The sequence below is a fragment of the Brumimicrobium sp. genome, assembly GCA_023957385.1.
GTDB lineage: Bacteria > Bacteroidota > Bacteroidia > Flavobacteriales_D > Crocinitomicaceae > Brumimicrobium.
In genome coordinates this window covers 1,171,375-1,188,038 of record JAMLGZ010000001.1, presented here as the reverse complement: position 1 = coordinate 1,188,038, position 16,664 = coordinate 1,171,375, and the positions used below count along the sequence as shown (strand labels likewise).

Genomic DNA, 16,664 nt, shown 5'->3' with positions numbered 1-16,664 from the left:
ACTATTCTTCTACTAGATACTTCTTCATACCTGGGCTATATGCTCTAGCAATCTTATCTCCATTTTGATACAAAAGATAGGCTTCGATTTCCATTTCAGGATGATTCTGAATCAGTGCTAAAGTATTTTCAACTCCCATAACCATAAATGCCGTTGCAAAGCCGTCAGCCATTGCGGTTGTTGGAGCAACAACAGTGGCACTCAAAATCTCGCGACGTATAGGTTTACCAGTTACAGGGTTAATAGTGTGACTATATTTTACACCATTCAACTCATAATAATCTCGGTAATTTCCTGAAGTAGCAATTCCTTTATCTGTAATCTTTATAATATTCTCTAACACACGCTCCTCATCTCCTCCTAATCCAGTATTCGACTCAACTGGTTCATCAATACCTATTTTCCACGCTTCATTTTGAGAATTCATACCTTTTACCCGTATTTCTCCTCCCACTTCAATATAATAATTTTGATGTCCTTTAGATTCTAAAAAATTAGCTAAAACATCTACAGATTGACCTTTAGCTATTGCATTAAATACCAATTTCAAACGAGGATCTATCTTTTTTAAAATTCCATATTCATACGTATAGAGTGTATTCTCTTTCATTCCTACAAAAGCCAACACGCTATCAATTTCGTTATCCGATGGAATTATATCAATACTTTTAAAAAATCCCCAAAGACTTACCAGAGGATATACTGTTGGGTCAAAAGCGCCATCTGTTATTCGGTAAATTTGGTGGCTCAATTCAAAACATTCTTTAAAATAATCCGTCTTATTTAAATCTAAGACAGTATCAGAATCATTAAATCGGCTAATTAAAGAGCTAGGAATATACGTAGAAAGTTCTGAATTAAAATGACTAAAAATACTGTCAATTTCATGGGCATTAGTTAACAAAGAATCTTCGCTAGTTTTGATAGTAAAAGAAGTTCCCAATGCATTTCCTGCAATGGTCACTTTATCTTGACGCCATACATTTTCAGTTGCATCCTTCGGATGATCAATTTCTGTTTTTTGAGTTTCTTTCTGTTCTGTACAGGCGAATAACAAGACACCTACAAAAACAAAAACTATATTTTTAATAATGCTTGGTAAGATTTGCATTTTCGGTTCCTGAAATCCAAGTTTCTTCGGTTGTTGCCACTCCATTTTTACTATATGTAACTCCATTTCTTGATTGTGTACGAATATAAACGTCTCCTCTACCATCTTTAACAACAATTCTTCTTGTAATTATCTTTTCAGCAATACCATTCTTATCATTTTGAACAAAATTTTCTTGGGAAACACCTTCTGGATACTTATCTCCCAACGTATTTTTAACAGGAGTTGGAATAGTTCTCGAGTTTCCTTCCTCTTTGTCAATTCTATCCTGAGAATTGATCAGTGCAGCCCGTTCAAGTTCTCCGTTTGCTTGTGTCATTTGATTTAAACTAGCAGTCAACCCTTTTACATCTTCATAATTCTGTTTTATTTGCTGCACTTTTTCTTCTTTCGCTCTAGTTTCTTCTGTATCAATACGATTTAACTCATTTGTTGTCGAATTTCTTTCATTTACTTCTTGTTGTTCTCGCAGATTACTTTGACGATCTAACTCATCCATATAATCTTTTAACGTATTATCCACTTGCGCCAAATCCTTTTCTTGCTTTCTAGCTTGTTCGGATTGCATATCTGTAACTAACTCAACATTATCTCTATTCGATTGAAGAGATTGATATTCTGTATTGGATCTATATTCTGCTTGTTGAGATTGCTCTTGGTCTAAATCCTTTAACTTTTCTACAGCTAATTGACGTGCATCATCTTTTGTTGCTTGAATTGCTTGATATTGATCAGTAGCAGCTGTTAGTAAAGCATCTATATCTAATTGCTCATTATATACTGCATTGGTTTCATCTGTATTTTTTTCTTCAATTTTAATTGATAATGCAGCAATATCATCTCTCAACTGATCCTGAATGGCTAGTTTCTCTCTTTTAGACTCAGCGTCTTTAATATCTGCGAGCGTAGCATCATCTTGAAGTTTCACAATTTTTGCATAATTATCATCATTCTCAGAAAAAGAACGTGCCTCTCTATCTTGCTCTATTTGATCAATTCTTACTTCTTTTGAACGCTGCTCTTCTTGGTAGATTTCATTCATTTGCTCATTCATTCTATCTACTTTTACTAATTCTTCTTCATTGGAAGTAACCCTAACATGATGATGGGCATATTCAGCGATATCCTTTTCATCTCTTGCTTTTTCAATTTCTTTAACACGTTCAATGAGTTCTTTATGATCATCATCTTTTTGGGCTTTCTGATTATCTAAATCATCTTCTATAAAGACAGTTTCATTATAAGCACGTTGTATATCGCCTTGCTCATAAGTTTCTTGTTGTTGTACGATAGCTTCAATCTTATTTACGCGATCATTTACATCTTCAATAAAACCTCGGTGTTTATCCATTTCGTCTACATGAACTTGAGAAGCTCTATCTTTAACAGCTATAATTTCATTATCGTAATTCACGCGCTCCACATAATCTCCTTGTGATCTATCTGCTGCTACCTCCTCATTTTTGATTAAATGTTGTTCAACTGTTTCTTGTTTTAATGCATCGCGCTGACGATCTCCTTCTTGTAATAATGCCTCTCCCTCCATGATAGAAATATTCACAGGAACACCTAGATCTTCTAATTCGTAATTCTCACGCATTTTATCATTTAAGATGGCTTGGATTTCATCTAATTTTTCTTGCGGATATCTATCATATGCTCTTAAATTCAAGGCTCTTTTATAAAGATTAGTAGCTTTATCATAGTTTTCTGCTATAAAATATTCATCTGCTTTATCTATAATTTGACGATATCTACGTTCCACCTCAGAATCAGTGGATTCTTTAGCTTTTAATACACATATCTTTTCACGTTCGATAGCATACACATCATTCGGATATAATCCTAAAGCCTTATCATAATTTTCTTTAGCTTTTATATAATTCTCATCATTAAATAATTTATCAGCTTCTTTAATATAAGCATCAAATTCAGCCTTTGTTTTAGCATCTAACTTCTCCTTTTCTGCTAATTGAGAAATAATTTGTTTGGTTTCATCAATTTTATCTTGTGCATACTTATCTCCTTGCTTTTCCTTTAGTGCCGCTTCATACTGATTGAGTGCTTCCTCATATTCTTTATTGGAAAACGCCTTATCTCCTTTATCTATAAAGTTTTGATAATCTCTATTACGCTCAGATAGAGTTAATAGAGCATCTTTAGCACGTTGAATCTGAGCCTTTGGATAACTTTCATCTTTCAATTTAATTGCAGACTGATATGTTTCTATACTAGCATTATAATTTTGATTATCGAAATAACTATCTGCCTGACGAATCAAATCTTGATATTTTTGATCTCTATCTTTATCATTTGCTAATTGAGTTAACAAAGTTTGATACTCTTCTATCTTATCTTTTGGATATTGCTCTGACGGTTTAATATTCAAAGCTGCCTTTAAATATTCAATAGCTTGTTCATATTGTGTGTTTTGAGCTGCAATAGTTGCTTTATCAATCTGCTCCTGATACCTACGATTAAGATCTTCTTGTTGTGCAGTATTATCTTTAGCTTGTCGTAATAACTCATCAATTTCAATGATTCTATTTTGTGGTTCAGAGGCATCTTGACGCATCTTTTGCGCTTCAAGATATTTATTTTTAGCCTCATTCAGTAGCGTTTCATTATTGCCTTGTTGTTTCCCTTTGCTTAAAAGAGAGGCAGCAGACTCGATTAAAGCATTGTACTTAGCTTCTTCCGATTTAAGTTGGGAAATTTTAGCTAATGCATCATTTTTATAAGCAGTTGCATCTTTATCTAAAGGTTTTTCTAGAAGAGCGTCATCAAAAGACTTTACAGCTGAAGCAAAATCTTTAGCATCCATACTCTCTTTCCCCTTTTTCATAGCAGCTTCATAGCGTTCTTGTTTTTGTTGATTTGTGGATAGCTCAGCCATTTTATTTTGCATTTCTTTCACCTTTGCAGTGGCTTCCACATCATTTTCCTTATATGAAAGTGCTTCTTTATAAGCGTTTAAGGCATCTTCATAATTCTTCTGTGTGGCGAGTGTTTGACCAAGCGTCATTTTTTCCTTATACAGTTTCTCATTCTCCTTGGCTTGTGCTTCTTTAGCTAAATTCTCTTCAATTGTCTTTAAATGAGCCGTAATCTCAGCATCTTCATGGATTTTTAATGCTTCTTCAAATTTTGATTTAGCATTTGCAAACTCTTTACGTGCCATCAACACGACACCTTCTCCTTTGAGGCTTGCAAATTTTTGTTCCGTAGATTGTTGATCGTCCCACGCTGCTTTATCTCGCTTAGCTTGTTCTAATAAATCAGAAATGTCGGTACGTTTTGAATCTAGTTTCAATGCCTCGGTGTATTTCTGGATAACTTCATTCCATTTGTTCTGACTCTTTAGTTGAGTGGCTTGATCAAGTAAGGTTTGAATATCTTTATTTAAACGTGCCTTATCTTCTAAGTCACGGATTGCTTTAGTTACTTCGTCTATGCGTTGGTTGACATGTGCATTATCATCAAATATCTTTTTAGCTGCAAAGTATTTATTTTTTGCATCCTCATAATTTCCGTTTTCAAAGGCTTGGTCTGCTTGTGCAACTAATTCATTGAACGCTTTTTCCTGTTTTGCAAATTCGGCTTTATCATTTAAATATTTAGTAGCTTTTGCTTTCCCTTCAATCGCTTCAGGGTGTTGTGGATTTAAACCTAAAATTTCATCATAATTCCCTAAGGCTTTTTCAAATTCTTTGGCCTCCATATTTTGTTTAGCCGATGTCAATAAAGTAGCAATTTGTGCCAACTTAGCTGCCTCTGACTTTTGTGCATCTAAAGCTTTTTCTGCATTATCTTTCTTTGTTTTAACAGCCTGATCCTCAAATAAGGTTAACGCCTCCGTATATTTAGCAATGGCATCTTCAAACTTACTGATGTTAACATCCTTATCAGCTGCTGCTACTAAATCATCAAATTGTTTTTTCTTTTTATTTGCTTCATCTCTTTCCACGATTTTAGCTTCTGCCATAGAGATACGTTCGTTTGGATAGGTAGCTGCGCTCTCGTATGTTAAAGCTTCTTTGTAACTCTTAATTGCATCCTCATACTTTTCACTGTTAAATAATTGGTCGGCCAACTCAATCGCCTTATTATATTTTTCCTTCTCTGCTTTTTGAGCTTCCTGTGCTTCCAATTTTCCTTTTATAATGTCCAATTGCTTTCTAGGGTATTCTTCATTAGGAAACAATTTTTGGGCAGCTAAATATTGATCACGAGCCGCTTGCAAGCTGTTTTGTTTCATAAAGCCATCTCCTTTCTGAATATATGCATCATATTCTATACGTTTTGCTGCAACCTCTTTTTCAGCTTCTAATTTATCTACTTGCTCTTTAGGATATTGCTCGTCTCCCTTCATTCCAATTGCTTCCTTATATTTTGCAATTGCTTTGTCGTATTCTTTATTCTTTGCTAAATTATCAGCGGCTTCGATTAAATTATAATAAGCTTGATTGGCTTGTTTATCTTCTAATTCTTTCTCTTTAATTTTCTGGAGTATATCTTCAATTTCAACGATACGTTCATTAGGGTGCTTTTCTTGTTGCTTACCTGAAATTTTAACTGCTTCTACATATTTATTTAAAGCATTTTGATAATCTTTTTTAGTATAGAAATCATCTGCTTCCTTAATGAGAGTAGCATATTTAGCATCATTAGCTTGATTAACAGAAGCTGCTTGCGCAATTCTATCTTCTATTTTCTTTTTCATAGCATTGACAGCTTTTATGTCAACCTCCATGTGATCTCTATCAAAATACCATTTGGCAACTGGCTCTGTTTTTAGGAAATTTAGATCAGCACCCGGTATCTCTTCAAATAAATCCAAATTTATAGGAGGAAATATCTTCCCCCCTGGAGGAATATCCTCTTCATAGACATCATTAACATCTACAGAAATAATCTTAGATACAAAACCTCCTTTAGAATATTCAATGGTATATTTCTTACCTGCTGGAAATTGGACAGAATACTTTCCCTTTGCATCGGTTGTAGAACTAGAAATAACTGCATTGCTTTCAGAAAGTACCTTTACAGTAACTCCCGCCAATGGTTTTTGTGTTTCCTTTTGAGTTAAAACACCATCATAGGTTATTTGACCATACGAGAAGGTCGCAACCAAAAGTAAAACCACAAGCGAAACAAAAAATTTCATACTTCCTTTCTAACGTAAATTCACTCATTCTGTTACACTTATAAAACAGAATCATTCACAACATACAAATATCGTGAAAATTTTGTTAAATTGGTTAAAATATTACGTGGTTATTGAGAATAATTAGTTTTTTTTTACCTTCGCACTATGCAGAAAAATTTAATCGAGGTTTGTTTTACTCCAAAAGATTACGAATATTTCAAAGGGAAATTTGAAATTGTAATAGTGATTGATGCATTGAGAGCTACATCTGCTATTTGTGCCGCCATCAATTTTGGAGTGAATAGCATTATTCCTGTTGCTACAATCGAAGAAGCTCTTAAATATAAAGATAAAGGCTATTTGGTAGGCGCAGAACGTCAAGGGGAAATAGTAGATGGCTTTGAATTTGGCAACTCTCCTTACAGCTATATGACCGATAAGGTGAAAGGAAAAGACCTCGTTCTATCAACTACCAATGGAACAGTAGCCATCGAAACTGCTAAAGAGGCCGAAATTCTTATTATAGCTTCATTTTTAAATCTTGACACCGTAGTCGATTGGGTTATAAAGCAAGATAAAAGTGTATTATGTCTTTGTTCGGGATGGAAAGATAATTTCAATTTAGAAGATACCATTTGCGCAGGAGGAATTGTTGAAGGTGCTACTAAAACAGGGCTTTTTTCATCAAATGAAGATTCTTCCATTGCTGCCAAATATTTATACTATCAAGCAAGAACTAACTATCTAGGTTTTTTAAAAGCTAGCTCACACCGAAGACGTTTAAAGCGTCTCAATCTTAACGAAGATGTAAAATATTGTCTCACCCCAAATCAAATGAATGTCATCCCTATACTTCGTGGCAATAAAATTGTTAAGTTAGAGCTGTAAATCGAACCGTATAAAAATCAACGTTCATGTATAAGTTATTTTTATTCTGCTTTATCCTGTCAAGTTTTACTTCTTTTGCTACAAAAAGAGATTCCAGTAAAGTGGAATGGATTAAAGTATATTTTAACGAACGTTCCGACCACAGTGTAGCACTTCCCAACAATTACTCCCACGATTTATACGACATGATGCTACCGCTTATCCATCGTATTGATAGTGCCAAATTCAGTGTAGATGTAGCTGCTTATGATTTTCAAAATATGCGTATTGCACATGCTCTAGCTAATGCAGCAAGACGTGGTGTCCGTGTACGCGTGGTAACCGATAACAGTACTCGAAACAGAGTCCCAAAATACAATACTCTTATTTGGGATACATTACGTAAAGCTGGCATATACAGCATAGATGATGCGGGTACCGTTTATTTTCCAGATGGAAAAATAGTGTCTTTAGCTCAAAATTTACCCAATGCTGGAGCTATTATGCACCATAAATTTGCAGTGATTGACAACATAAGCGAAGATCCTGAAGATAAATATGTATGGACTGGTACTATGAACCTAACATACACTGGTCCGTGGAACACCAATGCAACACTTGTTATCAAAGACAATAGAATAACAGAGACCTATGCGGAAGAATTTGAGCAAATGTGGGGAAGCAAAACGATTATTCCAAATGCCAATTCTGCCAAATTTCACAAAGACAAGCATAAGAGTAAGAATAATATACATTTTGTTGGGAATACACGTGTAGAAGCCTATTTTGGACCTATGGACAGAGGAAATACAAAACCAAGTATTTCCACAAGAATTACAGAACTCATCGAAAAGTACGCATTACATGATGTGAATTTTTTAGCATTTGCTATAAGCTCCAATATCCCACTTAGTCAGGCAATGATTGACCGCTCCGGAAGAGGTGAAATTTATTTAAATGGGGTAATAGACCCTGCATTTTATGCCCGTTACAGAAATACGGGAGATATTTGGACAAAGCCAGAGATGTCCTTTGGAAAACGCTCTATCCTTCCTGGTAAAGAAGTGAGAAAGCTACATGAAAAAACCATTATTATAGATGCAAGATATCCTTACCCTGAACAACATAAATCAGTTGTTCTTGTTGGTTCCTACAACTTTTCAAAAGCTGCTGAACTAGCAAATGACGAAAATATCTTGATGATTTTTGATAACAAAATTGCGAATCAATTCTATCAAGATTTTTCGGGAGTACAAAATAGAGCGAAAGGGATAAGCTATCATAGATACCCCGAAATAGATACTAGTAAGTGGTACACCAATTTTAAAATAAATGACAATGGAACAATCGATGTGGAATTGGATACAACTTTTATGTATCCCGTTTCTTTATTAGGTATAGAACTTCCTAGAATTTGGGCAGGACATAAAGATTCATCTTTTTACTACTCAGCAGAAGCGAATGCTTATCTGAAAGAATTATTGCAAGGTGCTTCACTTAAATTTTCTGCTGGAAAAGAGAAACCTGAACATTATTTTAACCGCTATTTTGCATACGTGACAGCAAGAAAAGATAGTATAAACACTCAGGTAAATCACCAGTTACTTGCTACAGGAAATGCTATTTATTCTAAAAAAAACAGACAACAAGAAGATTCTATCCAATCTTTCCTTTTAGCAGAAAAATATGCTAAAGAACATGGAATAGGTATCTGGGCCCATCCTGAATTAATAAACACGAAAAAACTTACCCCTGAAGCTGAGAAGCTAAAGAATTTATTCCCACTAGACATCAATTATGCCAGCATCGAAGATTTGATGTTAATTAAGGGAGTTGGAATAAAAACAGCTACTTCTATTGTGGAGTATAGACAAGAAAACGGTTATTTCAATACCATGGATGAATTATTAGGCATCAAGGGAATAGGACCTGCTACACTCGAAAAACTTAAGGAATATTTATTTATTGGAAATTAGTGAATACGTGCACTTGACATGTGCTGTTCTTTGAGGGAATATCTAAAAATAAATTCTACTCCTCCCCTTCCTTTACTCACTGAAGTTAGCTGTGAGAGATTAACATCATACGCAAAACCTAAGGTATATTCTTTATACGTTAACAAGATAGCATTCACAAACGCATCGTTCACCCTATAAATAGGTGCGTACGATATAGAAAAATCATCCATTAAATCAGTTTGAATAGAGGAACGCATGATTTTATATTTGATATAAAGTCCCACCAGAATTTCTTGATTCTTACCTTGACGTTGATAATATACAGATGGTAAAAGTGCTATACGCGATTTCCCAAGTGGGATTTCTGCATCCACAAATCCGGAATAGCGAATATTGTAATCATCATTTCCTCCTTGTAAATAAGTATAATTAGGTCTTGTAAAATGATAGGCTCCGAAACCTACTTTTAAATCAAATCCAGAAGAATTAAAAATTTTATTAGATAGTGAATTATAGTTATACACCAATCCAGCACCTACATCAAAAAAACCAAAACTCATCTGACGGAAATTCTCTCCGCTTGGAATATCTGAATTAAAATCTTGTCCATCGTACTGACTGGCATACATACCATCAACCCTCCCGAGTCCACGCTGACTAAATCCTGTTTGCACTCCTAATCCAAGTGTACTCAAATTCCCCAAACGAATATGATAGGCTATATTTGCATCTATATTGGTAGAAGTCATTTTCAAATCTCCAGCCATATCATAAAAAAGATTAATACCTGCAGCTAAGAATCCTCTTTTTTTAATAGGTTCTTTAAACTTCATATCAAAAGACGCTGCAATCGTATTATAGGGAGAGGCAACTGCATTCCATTGATTTTTGAAATTTACAACGGCATTATATTTACCGTTTAAACCCGCTAATCCAGGATTTACGGTAAGTGGAGAAAAGCGCATCATAGAAAAATGGACATCTTGTGCAAAGCCTTGTAACGCAAAACATGCAAACCCAATCAATATCCCAATTTTATGTACTTTCATCCGTATAAACTTATTTTAAAATAAGTAAGTCCAAATATAGACGATTTTTTTGCTATAAAAGTTAAAAAAAGCCGCTAATTTTTAGTTAGCGGCTTTTAAAATCTATTGTTGTGGCTGTTCCATCAATATTTTACGGGACAACTTCCATTTCTTAGTTTTGGCATCTTTACCAATCACTTTGAATTTAACAACATCTCCTTCTTTTGCAACATCTGACATGTTTGCAATACGCTCAGGAGCAAATTCAGAAACGTGAATCAAGCCATCTGTACCTGGAAGAATCTCAACGAAAACACCATAAGCCTGAACTGACTTTATTTTTCCTTCGTAAATTTCACCTTCTTCTACAGTTGGAGGGAAAGCAATTGCTTTTACTGCTTTCGAAGCCATTTCCATAGACTCACCGTTAGTAGCTAAAATTTGCACCACTCCTTCTCCTGTTTTTTCATCCTCCTCAATGGTAATGGTAGCTTTAGAATCTTTTTGGATTTGTTGGATAATTTTTCCTCCAGGCCCGATAATAGCACCAATCACTTCATTTGGAACTCTAAACATTTCCATTCTTGGAGCCGTTGGCTTCAATTCTGGTCTTGGAGTAGCAATTGTATCAGTAATCTTACCCAAGATATGTAAACGTCCTGCTTTTGCTTGATTTAATGCTTCAGCTAAAACTTCATAAGGAAGACCATCTACTTTAATATCCATTTGGCAAGCTGTAATACCATTTGCAGTACCTGTAATTTTAAAGTCCATATCTCCTAAATGATCCTCATCACCTAAGATATCAGAAAGAATCGCATACTTCCCTTCTTTATTCATGATAAGTCCCATAGCGATACCAGAAACTGGTGCTTTAATTTGAATACCACCATCCATTAAAGCTAGTGTACCAGCACAAACTGTAGCCATAGATGAAGAACCGTTAGATTCTAGGATATCAGATACCAAACGAATAGTATATGGATTCCCTTCTGGCAACACATATTTCAATGCTCTCAATGCTAAGTTTCCGTGACCAATTTCTCTTCGAGAAACACCTCTCACCGGTCTAGCTTCTCCTGTACTAAATGGAGGGAAGTTATAATGTAATAAGAAGTTTTCTGTTTTTTGGAAAGTACCTTCATCCAATAACTGCTCATCTAATTTACCACCTAATGTAAGTGTAGTAAGTGATTGCGTTTCCCCTCTTGTAAACACAGCAGAACCGTGAACACCTGGTAAATAATCTACTTCACTCCAAATTGGACGAATATCAGTTGTTTGTCTTCCATCTAAACGAATGCGATCAAATAAGATTACATCTCGCACCGCTTCCTTCATGGTATTTTTAAAGTATTTACTGATTAATTCAGCTTTTTCTTCTAATTCTTCTTCAGTAAATAAAGCTTTCACCTCTTCCTTAATAGCGTCAAAATATTCAGAGCGCTTATGTTTGTCAGCACAACCTTTTGAAGCTACTTCTTTACATTTTCCATAAGCGAAATCATGAATTTTCTTTTCTAATTCTTCATCATTTGTTTCATGACAATATTCTCTTTTTGGAGAAGATGTTGGGATTTCAGCAGCTAAATCTAATTGGAATTGACATTGCTTTTTAATGGCTTCATGAGCTAATCGAATAGCTTCTACTAATTCAGATTCTTGAATTTCGTGAGATTCTCCCTCGATCATTACAATATCCTTCATGCTTCCTGCAATCATCAAATCGATATCAGCAGATTCCATTTCAGAAATTGTTGGATTGATGATGAATTCACCGTTTACACGAGCAACTCGCACTTCTGACATAGGTCCATTAAATGGAATGTTAGAAACTGCAAGAGCAGCAGATGCAGCAAAACCTGCAAGAGCATCTGGGTGATTCTCCCCATCAAACGCATACATTTGAATAAATACTTGTGTATCCGCGTGGTAATCATCTGGGAATAATGGACGAAGTGCTCTATCCACCAATCTCATAACTAATATTTCATGATCTGTTGGTCTAGCTTCTCTACGCATAAAGCTTCCTGGGATACGACCTGCACCTGAAAATTTCTCTCTATAATCTACTGTTAGTGGCATAAAATCCACACCGTCTTTAGCATCTGGTGCTGACACAACTGTTGCCAGAACAACTGTTCCTCCCATTCTAACTTCTACAGAACCGTCTGCTTGTTTAGCTAATTTTCCGGTCTCTACAGAAATTTCTTTCCCACCAATGGTGATGCTTTTTTTAATTCCTATATTCATATTTTATCTTTTACTTTTTAAAATTTAACAAAAAAGGGGAACTTCGATTCACTCGAACGCCCCCCTTTTTCCAATAAATCAATGTAAATTGAGAATTATCTTCTCAATTCTAATTCTTTCACTATATTTCTATAACGATTGATGTCTTTGTGCTTTAAATAATCTAAAAGACTTCTTCTTTTACCAACTAGCAACTGAAGTGCTCTTTGTGTTCCATAGTCTTTATGATTCTTTTTTAAGTGTTCAGTTAAGTGACTAATTCTATACGTAAACAACGCAATTTGTCCTTCTGCTGAACCAGTGTTTGCCTCAGATTTTCCGTGTTTCTTGAAAATCTCTTTTTTCTTTTCTGCTGATAAATACATGCCAATATTATTTAATGATTTTTATGTACGCTAAACTTTTTAGCTCGGCAAAGGTAGTGATATTATTTGAATCTCAAAATAAAATGGAAATATTTTACTTTGGCAGATTTCTATCTACATCCTATTTGGAACCTTAATTCCCAACAAACGCATAGCTGTTTTAATTACCGCTCCCGTAGTTTGACTAATCAGAATACGAGCATTTCGCAAAGATTCATCTTCTTCTTTTAGGATGCTATTTGATTGGTAAAATGAATTGTATTCCTTCACCAACTCGTATGTGTAATTTGCTATCAAGGCCGGACTATAATTCTCCCCTGCCTCTCGAATCACTTGTGGAAATTCGTGCAATTGTTTAATTAAATCGATCTCAGCTTGTTCAATGGCAAGTTTATCTGTCACAACATCTCCTATACGCGCTATCAATGAATTGATACGCGCATAAGTATATTGAATGAAAGGTCCTGTATTTCCATTTAACTCAATCGATTCATTCGGGTTGAATTGCATACGTTTTTGAGGATCTACTTTTAACAAGAAATATTTTAATCCACCCAAACCAATAGTTTCGTATAGCTCTTCTCGTTCAGCATCAGTCATCCCCTCAATCTGCCCTCTCTCTTGTGTACTTTCTTTGGCAATTTCCACCACCTCAGCCATCAATTCATCCGCATCAACCACATTTCCTTCACGGGATTTCATTTTACCATCAGGCAAATCAACCATTCCATAAGATAAATGGAAACAATTATCTGCCCATTCGTATCCTAATTTTTTAAGGATTAAGAAGAGAACTTTGAAATGATAATTCTGCTCGTCTCCAACGGTATAAACAATTCCATTCAAATCAGGATAATCTTTAAAACGGTCGATTGCTGTACCAATATCTTGTGTCATATATACGGCAGTACCGTCACCTCGCAATAGCAATTTTTCATCCAAACCATCTCCAGATAAATCTATCCAAACAGAACCATCTTCTTTTTTATAGAAAATCCCTTTTGCTAAACCATCATTTACCACTTCCTTTCCAATTAAGAAAGTATCGGATTCATAATAAATCTTATCAAAATCCACAGTCATTCGGTCATAGGTAGAATCGAATCCTTTATACACCCAACCATTCATGAGTTGCCACAACTGATACACCTCCGTATCTTTTGCTTCCCACTTCACCAACATCTCTTTGGCACCCTTAGTTAAATCCGTAAATGGAATTGCATAAGCTGCTATTTTTCGACCTATACTATTTTTCTTCTTATCATCTTCAGCAGAAGAATAAGCCTCAAATAACCCAGGTAATTTCTCCTTTGCTTCCTCAGAAATATCAGTGGATGTATAATTATTTTCTTTCCAAGATGTTGCTAGGTCAAAACCTTGTGCAGTTACTTGTTTATCAAATTCAATATAATATTTCCCTACAAAATGGTCACCTTTCATGCCCGTTGATTGAGGAGTTTCTCGTTCTCCCTGTGCATTTTTCGGAGCATATCGTTCCCACGCAATCATACTTTTACAGATATGAATACCTCTGTCATTGATGATTTGTGTTTTGATTACTTTATGTCCATTTGCCTTTAAAATTTCGGCCACGCTATAACCTAAAAAGATATTTCGCATGTGCCCTAAATGCAAAGGTTTATTGGTATTAGGAGAAGAATACTCCACCATAAATGTTTTCGTAGAATTTGAAGAACATCCATAAGAAGTATCAGCAGCCATGTTTTTTAAACTGTCCAGCCAATATGCTTTAGAAAAGATTAAATTTAGAAAACCGCTAAGCACTTCAAAACGTTCAATTTCCTGAATATTTTCAATTAGAAAATTTCCAATTTTATTTCCAACCTCTATAGGATTTGTTTGAAGTAATTTCACAAATGGAAAAACCACCAACGTCATATCTCCCTCCACATCCTTTCTCGTCTTTTGGAACTGAATTGTTTTTTCTTCGATTTCTTTTCCAAAAAGCGCGCTACTATGCTGCAACAATAGCGATTTAATTTTCTCTTCCATTTTTTGTGTTTTCCTATTTTTGTTCTACTGTTTCTACAACTTCTTTAATTAATTTATAAGTCACCTCAGCCATTCTATTTATCTTTTCATCTAAGCAAGGATTGATTTCGACAAATTCGATACACTTAACTTTCGGATGTTTGGCAAAATGTTTTAGTAATACACTCGCTTCTTCAGGAGTAATACCATGTTCAACAGGAGTTCCTGTGCCATGAGAAACGATATCTGGATCCATAGAATCTACATCAAAAGAAACATAGATTTCGTCGCAATCTTTATATTTTTCTTCGAGTCTTTCAATTACTTTATCTATACCTATTTTTCGCAATTCATCAACTGTAATATTTGGAATATTTTCGCGCTCCATTAATTTAATTTCCTCCTCTTCCATATCACGAAAAGCAATACAGCCTAAATCTTGTGGGAGTACCTTTGGAGCAATGCCTCCCATATTTTTTAGCTTATTCCACATTTGAATTACATCCTCTGACAACTCATTTCGTTGACATTCCAAATTATCTTTATTTAATGCTGTTGCCAAGGGCATTCCATGCATATTTCCCGAAGGTGTCGTGTAAGGGGAATGCATATCTGCATGCGCATCAATCCAAAGAACACCAATTCTATTAGAAGGATTTGCCATTTTCAACCCTGCTAAAGTACCTCCCGCAGAACCATGGTCTCCTGCCATAATAATTAAAAACTCCTTTTCCTGACGTTCTTTACAAACTGAATCTGCAATGAATTTATATAGTTTTACCAGTCCATCAATTCTTTTAGCAAATTTATAAGGTGTCGGAGAATCTAGATAGTAATTGAGCGTTTTTATATAATGAATCGGGTATTTGGAAAAAAGATAATTCTTTAATGTGTCATCTACCACTCGAAGTGCTCCAGGTCCCAAACTCGTTCCACGTGTACCTGCTGAAATTTCTGAATCGTTAATAATGTATGTTATAGCCTTCGCCATCGTTTTATTTTTTTTTAGTGCTACAAAATTAACAAAATCAGTTAAATAAAATTAAAATTTCGAACGATTGTCAACAACTCTAATGGTTATTCTATGATTCCTACGGATACTCAATAAATAATATCATTGTGAGAATGAAAGTGGTAGATGACTAATACAGTTAATTAATATGAGTATGACCAAGATCGACCCAAATACTCAATGGAACTTTATAAATAAAAAATTCTTTCTACATTAGCATTTTCTTTTAATATAGAATATGAAAAAGGCATTGTTCCTTATAGTTATTTCGTTAGTATTCCTTTATAGTTGCTCATTACCTAAAATCAATACAGCTGACTTTGAAGGGAAATTCGTATATATGATTCACTCCAATGCCAATACTCCAGATTCGTCTGACAGCATCAATTACCAAGTTGTATATGCGCAGAATAACATGCTTCGTATTGAGAGTTATACTCCTATTGGCAAGCAAATCTACATCAAACACATTCCTAAAAATAGAGCATATATTCTTATGGACTTAGGTTTTCAAAAAGTTGCAATCCAAACTATCCCAGACACTACTCTAGATGATCATCGCTACAAATTCTCATTTGCTCCTGGTAAGAGAGATTTTGCCAACATTATTTCCAACAATATTAAAGTGAAAGACAATGAATACGACACTACCTTTATAATGAATTATTACAAAGATATTTCACCTAAATACAGTACCGCCATAAAAGGTATTCCTGGACTACCCGTTAATTACTATTTATATGTAGAAGGAATTTGGGTGAATTATCAACTTGTGTCACTGGAAAAGAAAGCTCTAAACCACGATTTATTCGGAATTCCAAGCGAATATAAGATAGTCTCTCTCGATGAATTTATCGAAATGATAAAAGACTAACAATTTATTGTGGATAGCATTCTCAAATTTTCAAAAAATAGACCTTCTCAATAGT

The 16,664-nt window shown here is 34.8% G+C and carries 10 protein-coding genes; 3 read left to right on the top strand and 7 right to left on the bottom strand.

All coding sequences use genetic code 11. The features are described 5' to 3' along the window. Position 1: 1 nt before the first annotated feature. Both M9897_05220 and M9897_05215 read right to left on the bottom strand, forming a co-directional pair. Complete coding sequence (locus M9897_05220) at positions 2-1,177, bottom strand: FAD:protein FMN transferase (GenBank protein ID MCO5268276.1); 1,176 nt, start codon at positions 1,175-1,177, stop codon at positions 2-4. Further along, on the bottom strand, positions 1,086-6,278 hold the full coding sequence (locus M9897_05215) for a tetratricopeptide repeat protein (protein MCO5268275.1): 5,193 nt from the start codon (positions 6,276-6,278) through the stop codon (positions 1,086-1,088). Before M9897_05215 ends, M9897_05220 begins: the two co-directional genes overlap by 92 nt. Positions 6,279-6,425: 147 nt before the next feature. Here M9897_05215 and M9897_05210 point away from each other — a divergent pair, with 147 nt between their 5' ends. Both M9897_05210 and M9897_05205 read left to right on the top strand, forming a co-directional pair. Further along, positions 6,426-7,148, top strand: coding sequence for a 2-phosphosulfolactate phosphatase (locus M9897_05210; protein ID MCO5268274.1), 723 nt, complete (start codon positions 6,426-6,428; stop codon positions 7,146-7,148). 26 nt (positions 7,149-7,174) lie between these two features. After that, positions 7,175-9,103 (top strand): phospholipase D-like domain-containing protein, encoded by a 1,929-nt coding sequence (locus tag M9897_05205; GenBank protein MCO5268273.1) that lies wholly within the window; start codon positions 7,175-7,177, stop codon positions 9,101-9,103. On the opposite strand, the gene M9897_05200 is transcribed toward M9897_05205, so the two are convergent. From M9897_05200 to M9897_05180, 5 genes are all read right to left on the bottom strand, one after another. Next, positions 9,100-10,134 carry a PorP/SprF family type IX secretion system membrane protein gene (locus M9897_05200; protein ID MCO5268272.1) on the bottom strand — a complete coding sequence of 345 codons (1,035 nt, stop codon included), beginning with the start codon at positions 10,132-10,134 and terminating at the stop codon, positions 9,100-9,102. The genes M9897_05205 and M9897_05200 overlap by 4 nt on opposite strands. 102 nt (positions 10,135-10,236) lie before the next feature. Continuing rightward, positions 10,237-12,366 carry a polyribonucleotide nucleotidyltransferase gene (locus tag M9897_05195; protein MCO5268271.1) on the bottom strand — a complete coding sequence of 710 codons (2,130 nt, stop codon included), beginning with the start codon at positions 12,364-12,366 and terminating at the stop codon, positions 10,237-10,239. Positions 12,367-12,461: 95 nt separating this feature from the next. Then, complete coding sequence (gene rpsO / locus M9897_05190; GenBank protein ID MCO5268270.1) at positions 12,462-12,731, bottom strand: 30S ribosomal protein S15; 270 nt, start codon at positions 12,729-12,731, stop codon at positions 12,462-12,464. A 114-nt stretch (positions 12,732-12,845) separates the two neighbouring features. Further along, entirely contained in the window at positions 12,846-14,744 is a 1,899-nt protein-coding gene (argS, locus tag M9897_05185) for an arginine--tRNA ligase (GenBank protein MCO5268269.1), read from the bottom strand. Between the two features lie 13 nt (positions 14,745-14,757). After that, positions 14,758-15,714, bottom strand: a complete 957-nt coding sequence (locus M9897_05180; GenBank protein MCO5268268.1) for an arginase — start codon at positions 15,712-15,714, stop codon at positions 14,758-14,760. Between the two features lie 259 nt (positions 15,715-15,973). Between M9897_05180 and M9897_05175 the strand changes: the two genes are divergently transcribed. After that, positions 15,974-16,609 carry a DUF4412 domain-containing protein gene (locus M9897_05175; protein ID MCO5268267.1) on the top strand — a complete coding sequence of 212 codons (636 nt, stop codon included), beginning with the start codon at positions 15,974-15,976 and terminating at the stop codon, positions 16,607-16,609. The last annotated feature ends 55 nt before the right edge of the window (positions 16,610-16,664 follow it).

What these genes read in the sequence shown, in the direction of transcription:
- M9897_05220 (MCO5268276.1), bottom strand. Translation starts at nt 1,177, where the DNA reads ATGGAGTTACATATAGTAAAAATGGAGTGGCAACAACCGAAGAAACTT.
- M9897_05215 (MCO5268275.1), bottom strand. Translation starts at nt 6,278, where the DNA reads ATGAAATTTTTTGTTTCGCTTGTGGTTTTACTTTTGGTTGCGACCTTC.
- M9897_05210 (MCO5268274.1), top strand. Translation starts at nt 6,426, where the DNA reads ATGCAGAAAAATTTAATCGAGGTTTGTTTTACTCCAAAAGATTACGAA.
- M9897_05205 (MCO5268273.1), top strand. Translation starts at nt 7,175, where the DNA reads ATGTATAAGTTATTTTTATTCTGCTTTATCCTGTCAAGTTTTACTTCT.
- M9897_05200 (MCO5268272.1), bottom strand. Translation starts at nt 10,134, where the DNA reads ATGAAAGTACATAAAATTGGGATATTGATTGGGTTTGCATGTTTTGCG.
- M9897_05195 (MCO5268271.1), bottom strand. Translation starts at nt 12,366, where the DNA reads ATGAATATAGGAATTAAAAAAAGCATCACCATTGGTGGGAAAGAAATT.
- rpsO (MCO5268270.1), bottom strand. Translation starts at nt 12,731, where the DNA reads ATGTATTTATCAGCAGAAAAGAAAAAAGAGATTTTCAAGAAACACGGA.
- argS (MCO5268269.1), bottom strand. Translation starts at nt 14,744, where the DNA reads ATGGAAGAGAAAATTAAATCGCTATTGTTGCAGCATAGTAGCGCGCTT.
- M9897_05180 (MCO5268268.1), bottom strand. Translation starts at nt 15,714, where the DNA reads ATGGCGAAGGCTATAACATACATTATTAACGATTCAGAAATTTCAGCA.
- M9897_05175 (MCO5268267.1), top strand. Translation starts at nt 15,974, where the DNA reads ATGAAAAAGGCATTGTTCCTTATAGTTATTTCGTTAGTATTCCTTTAT.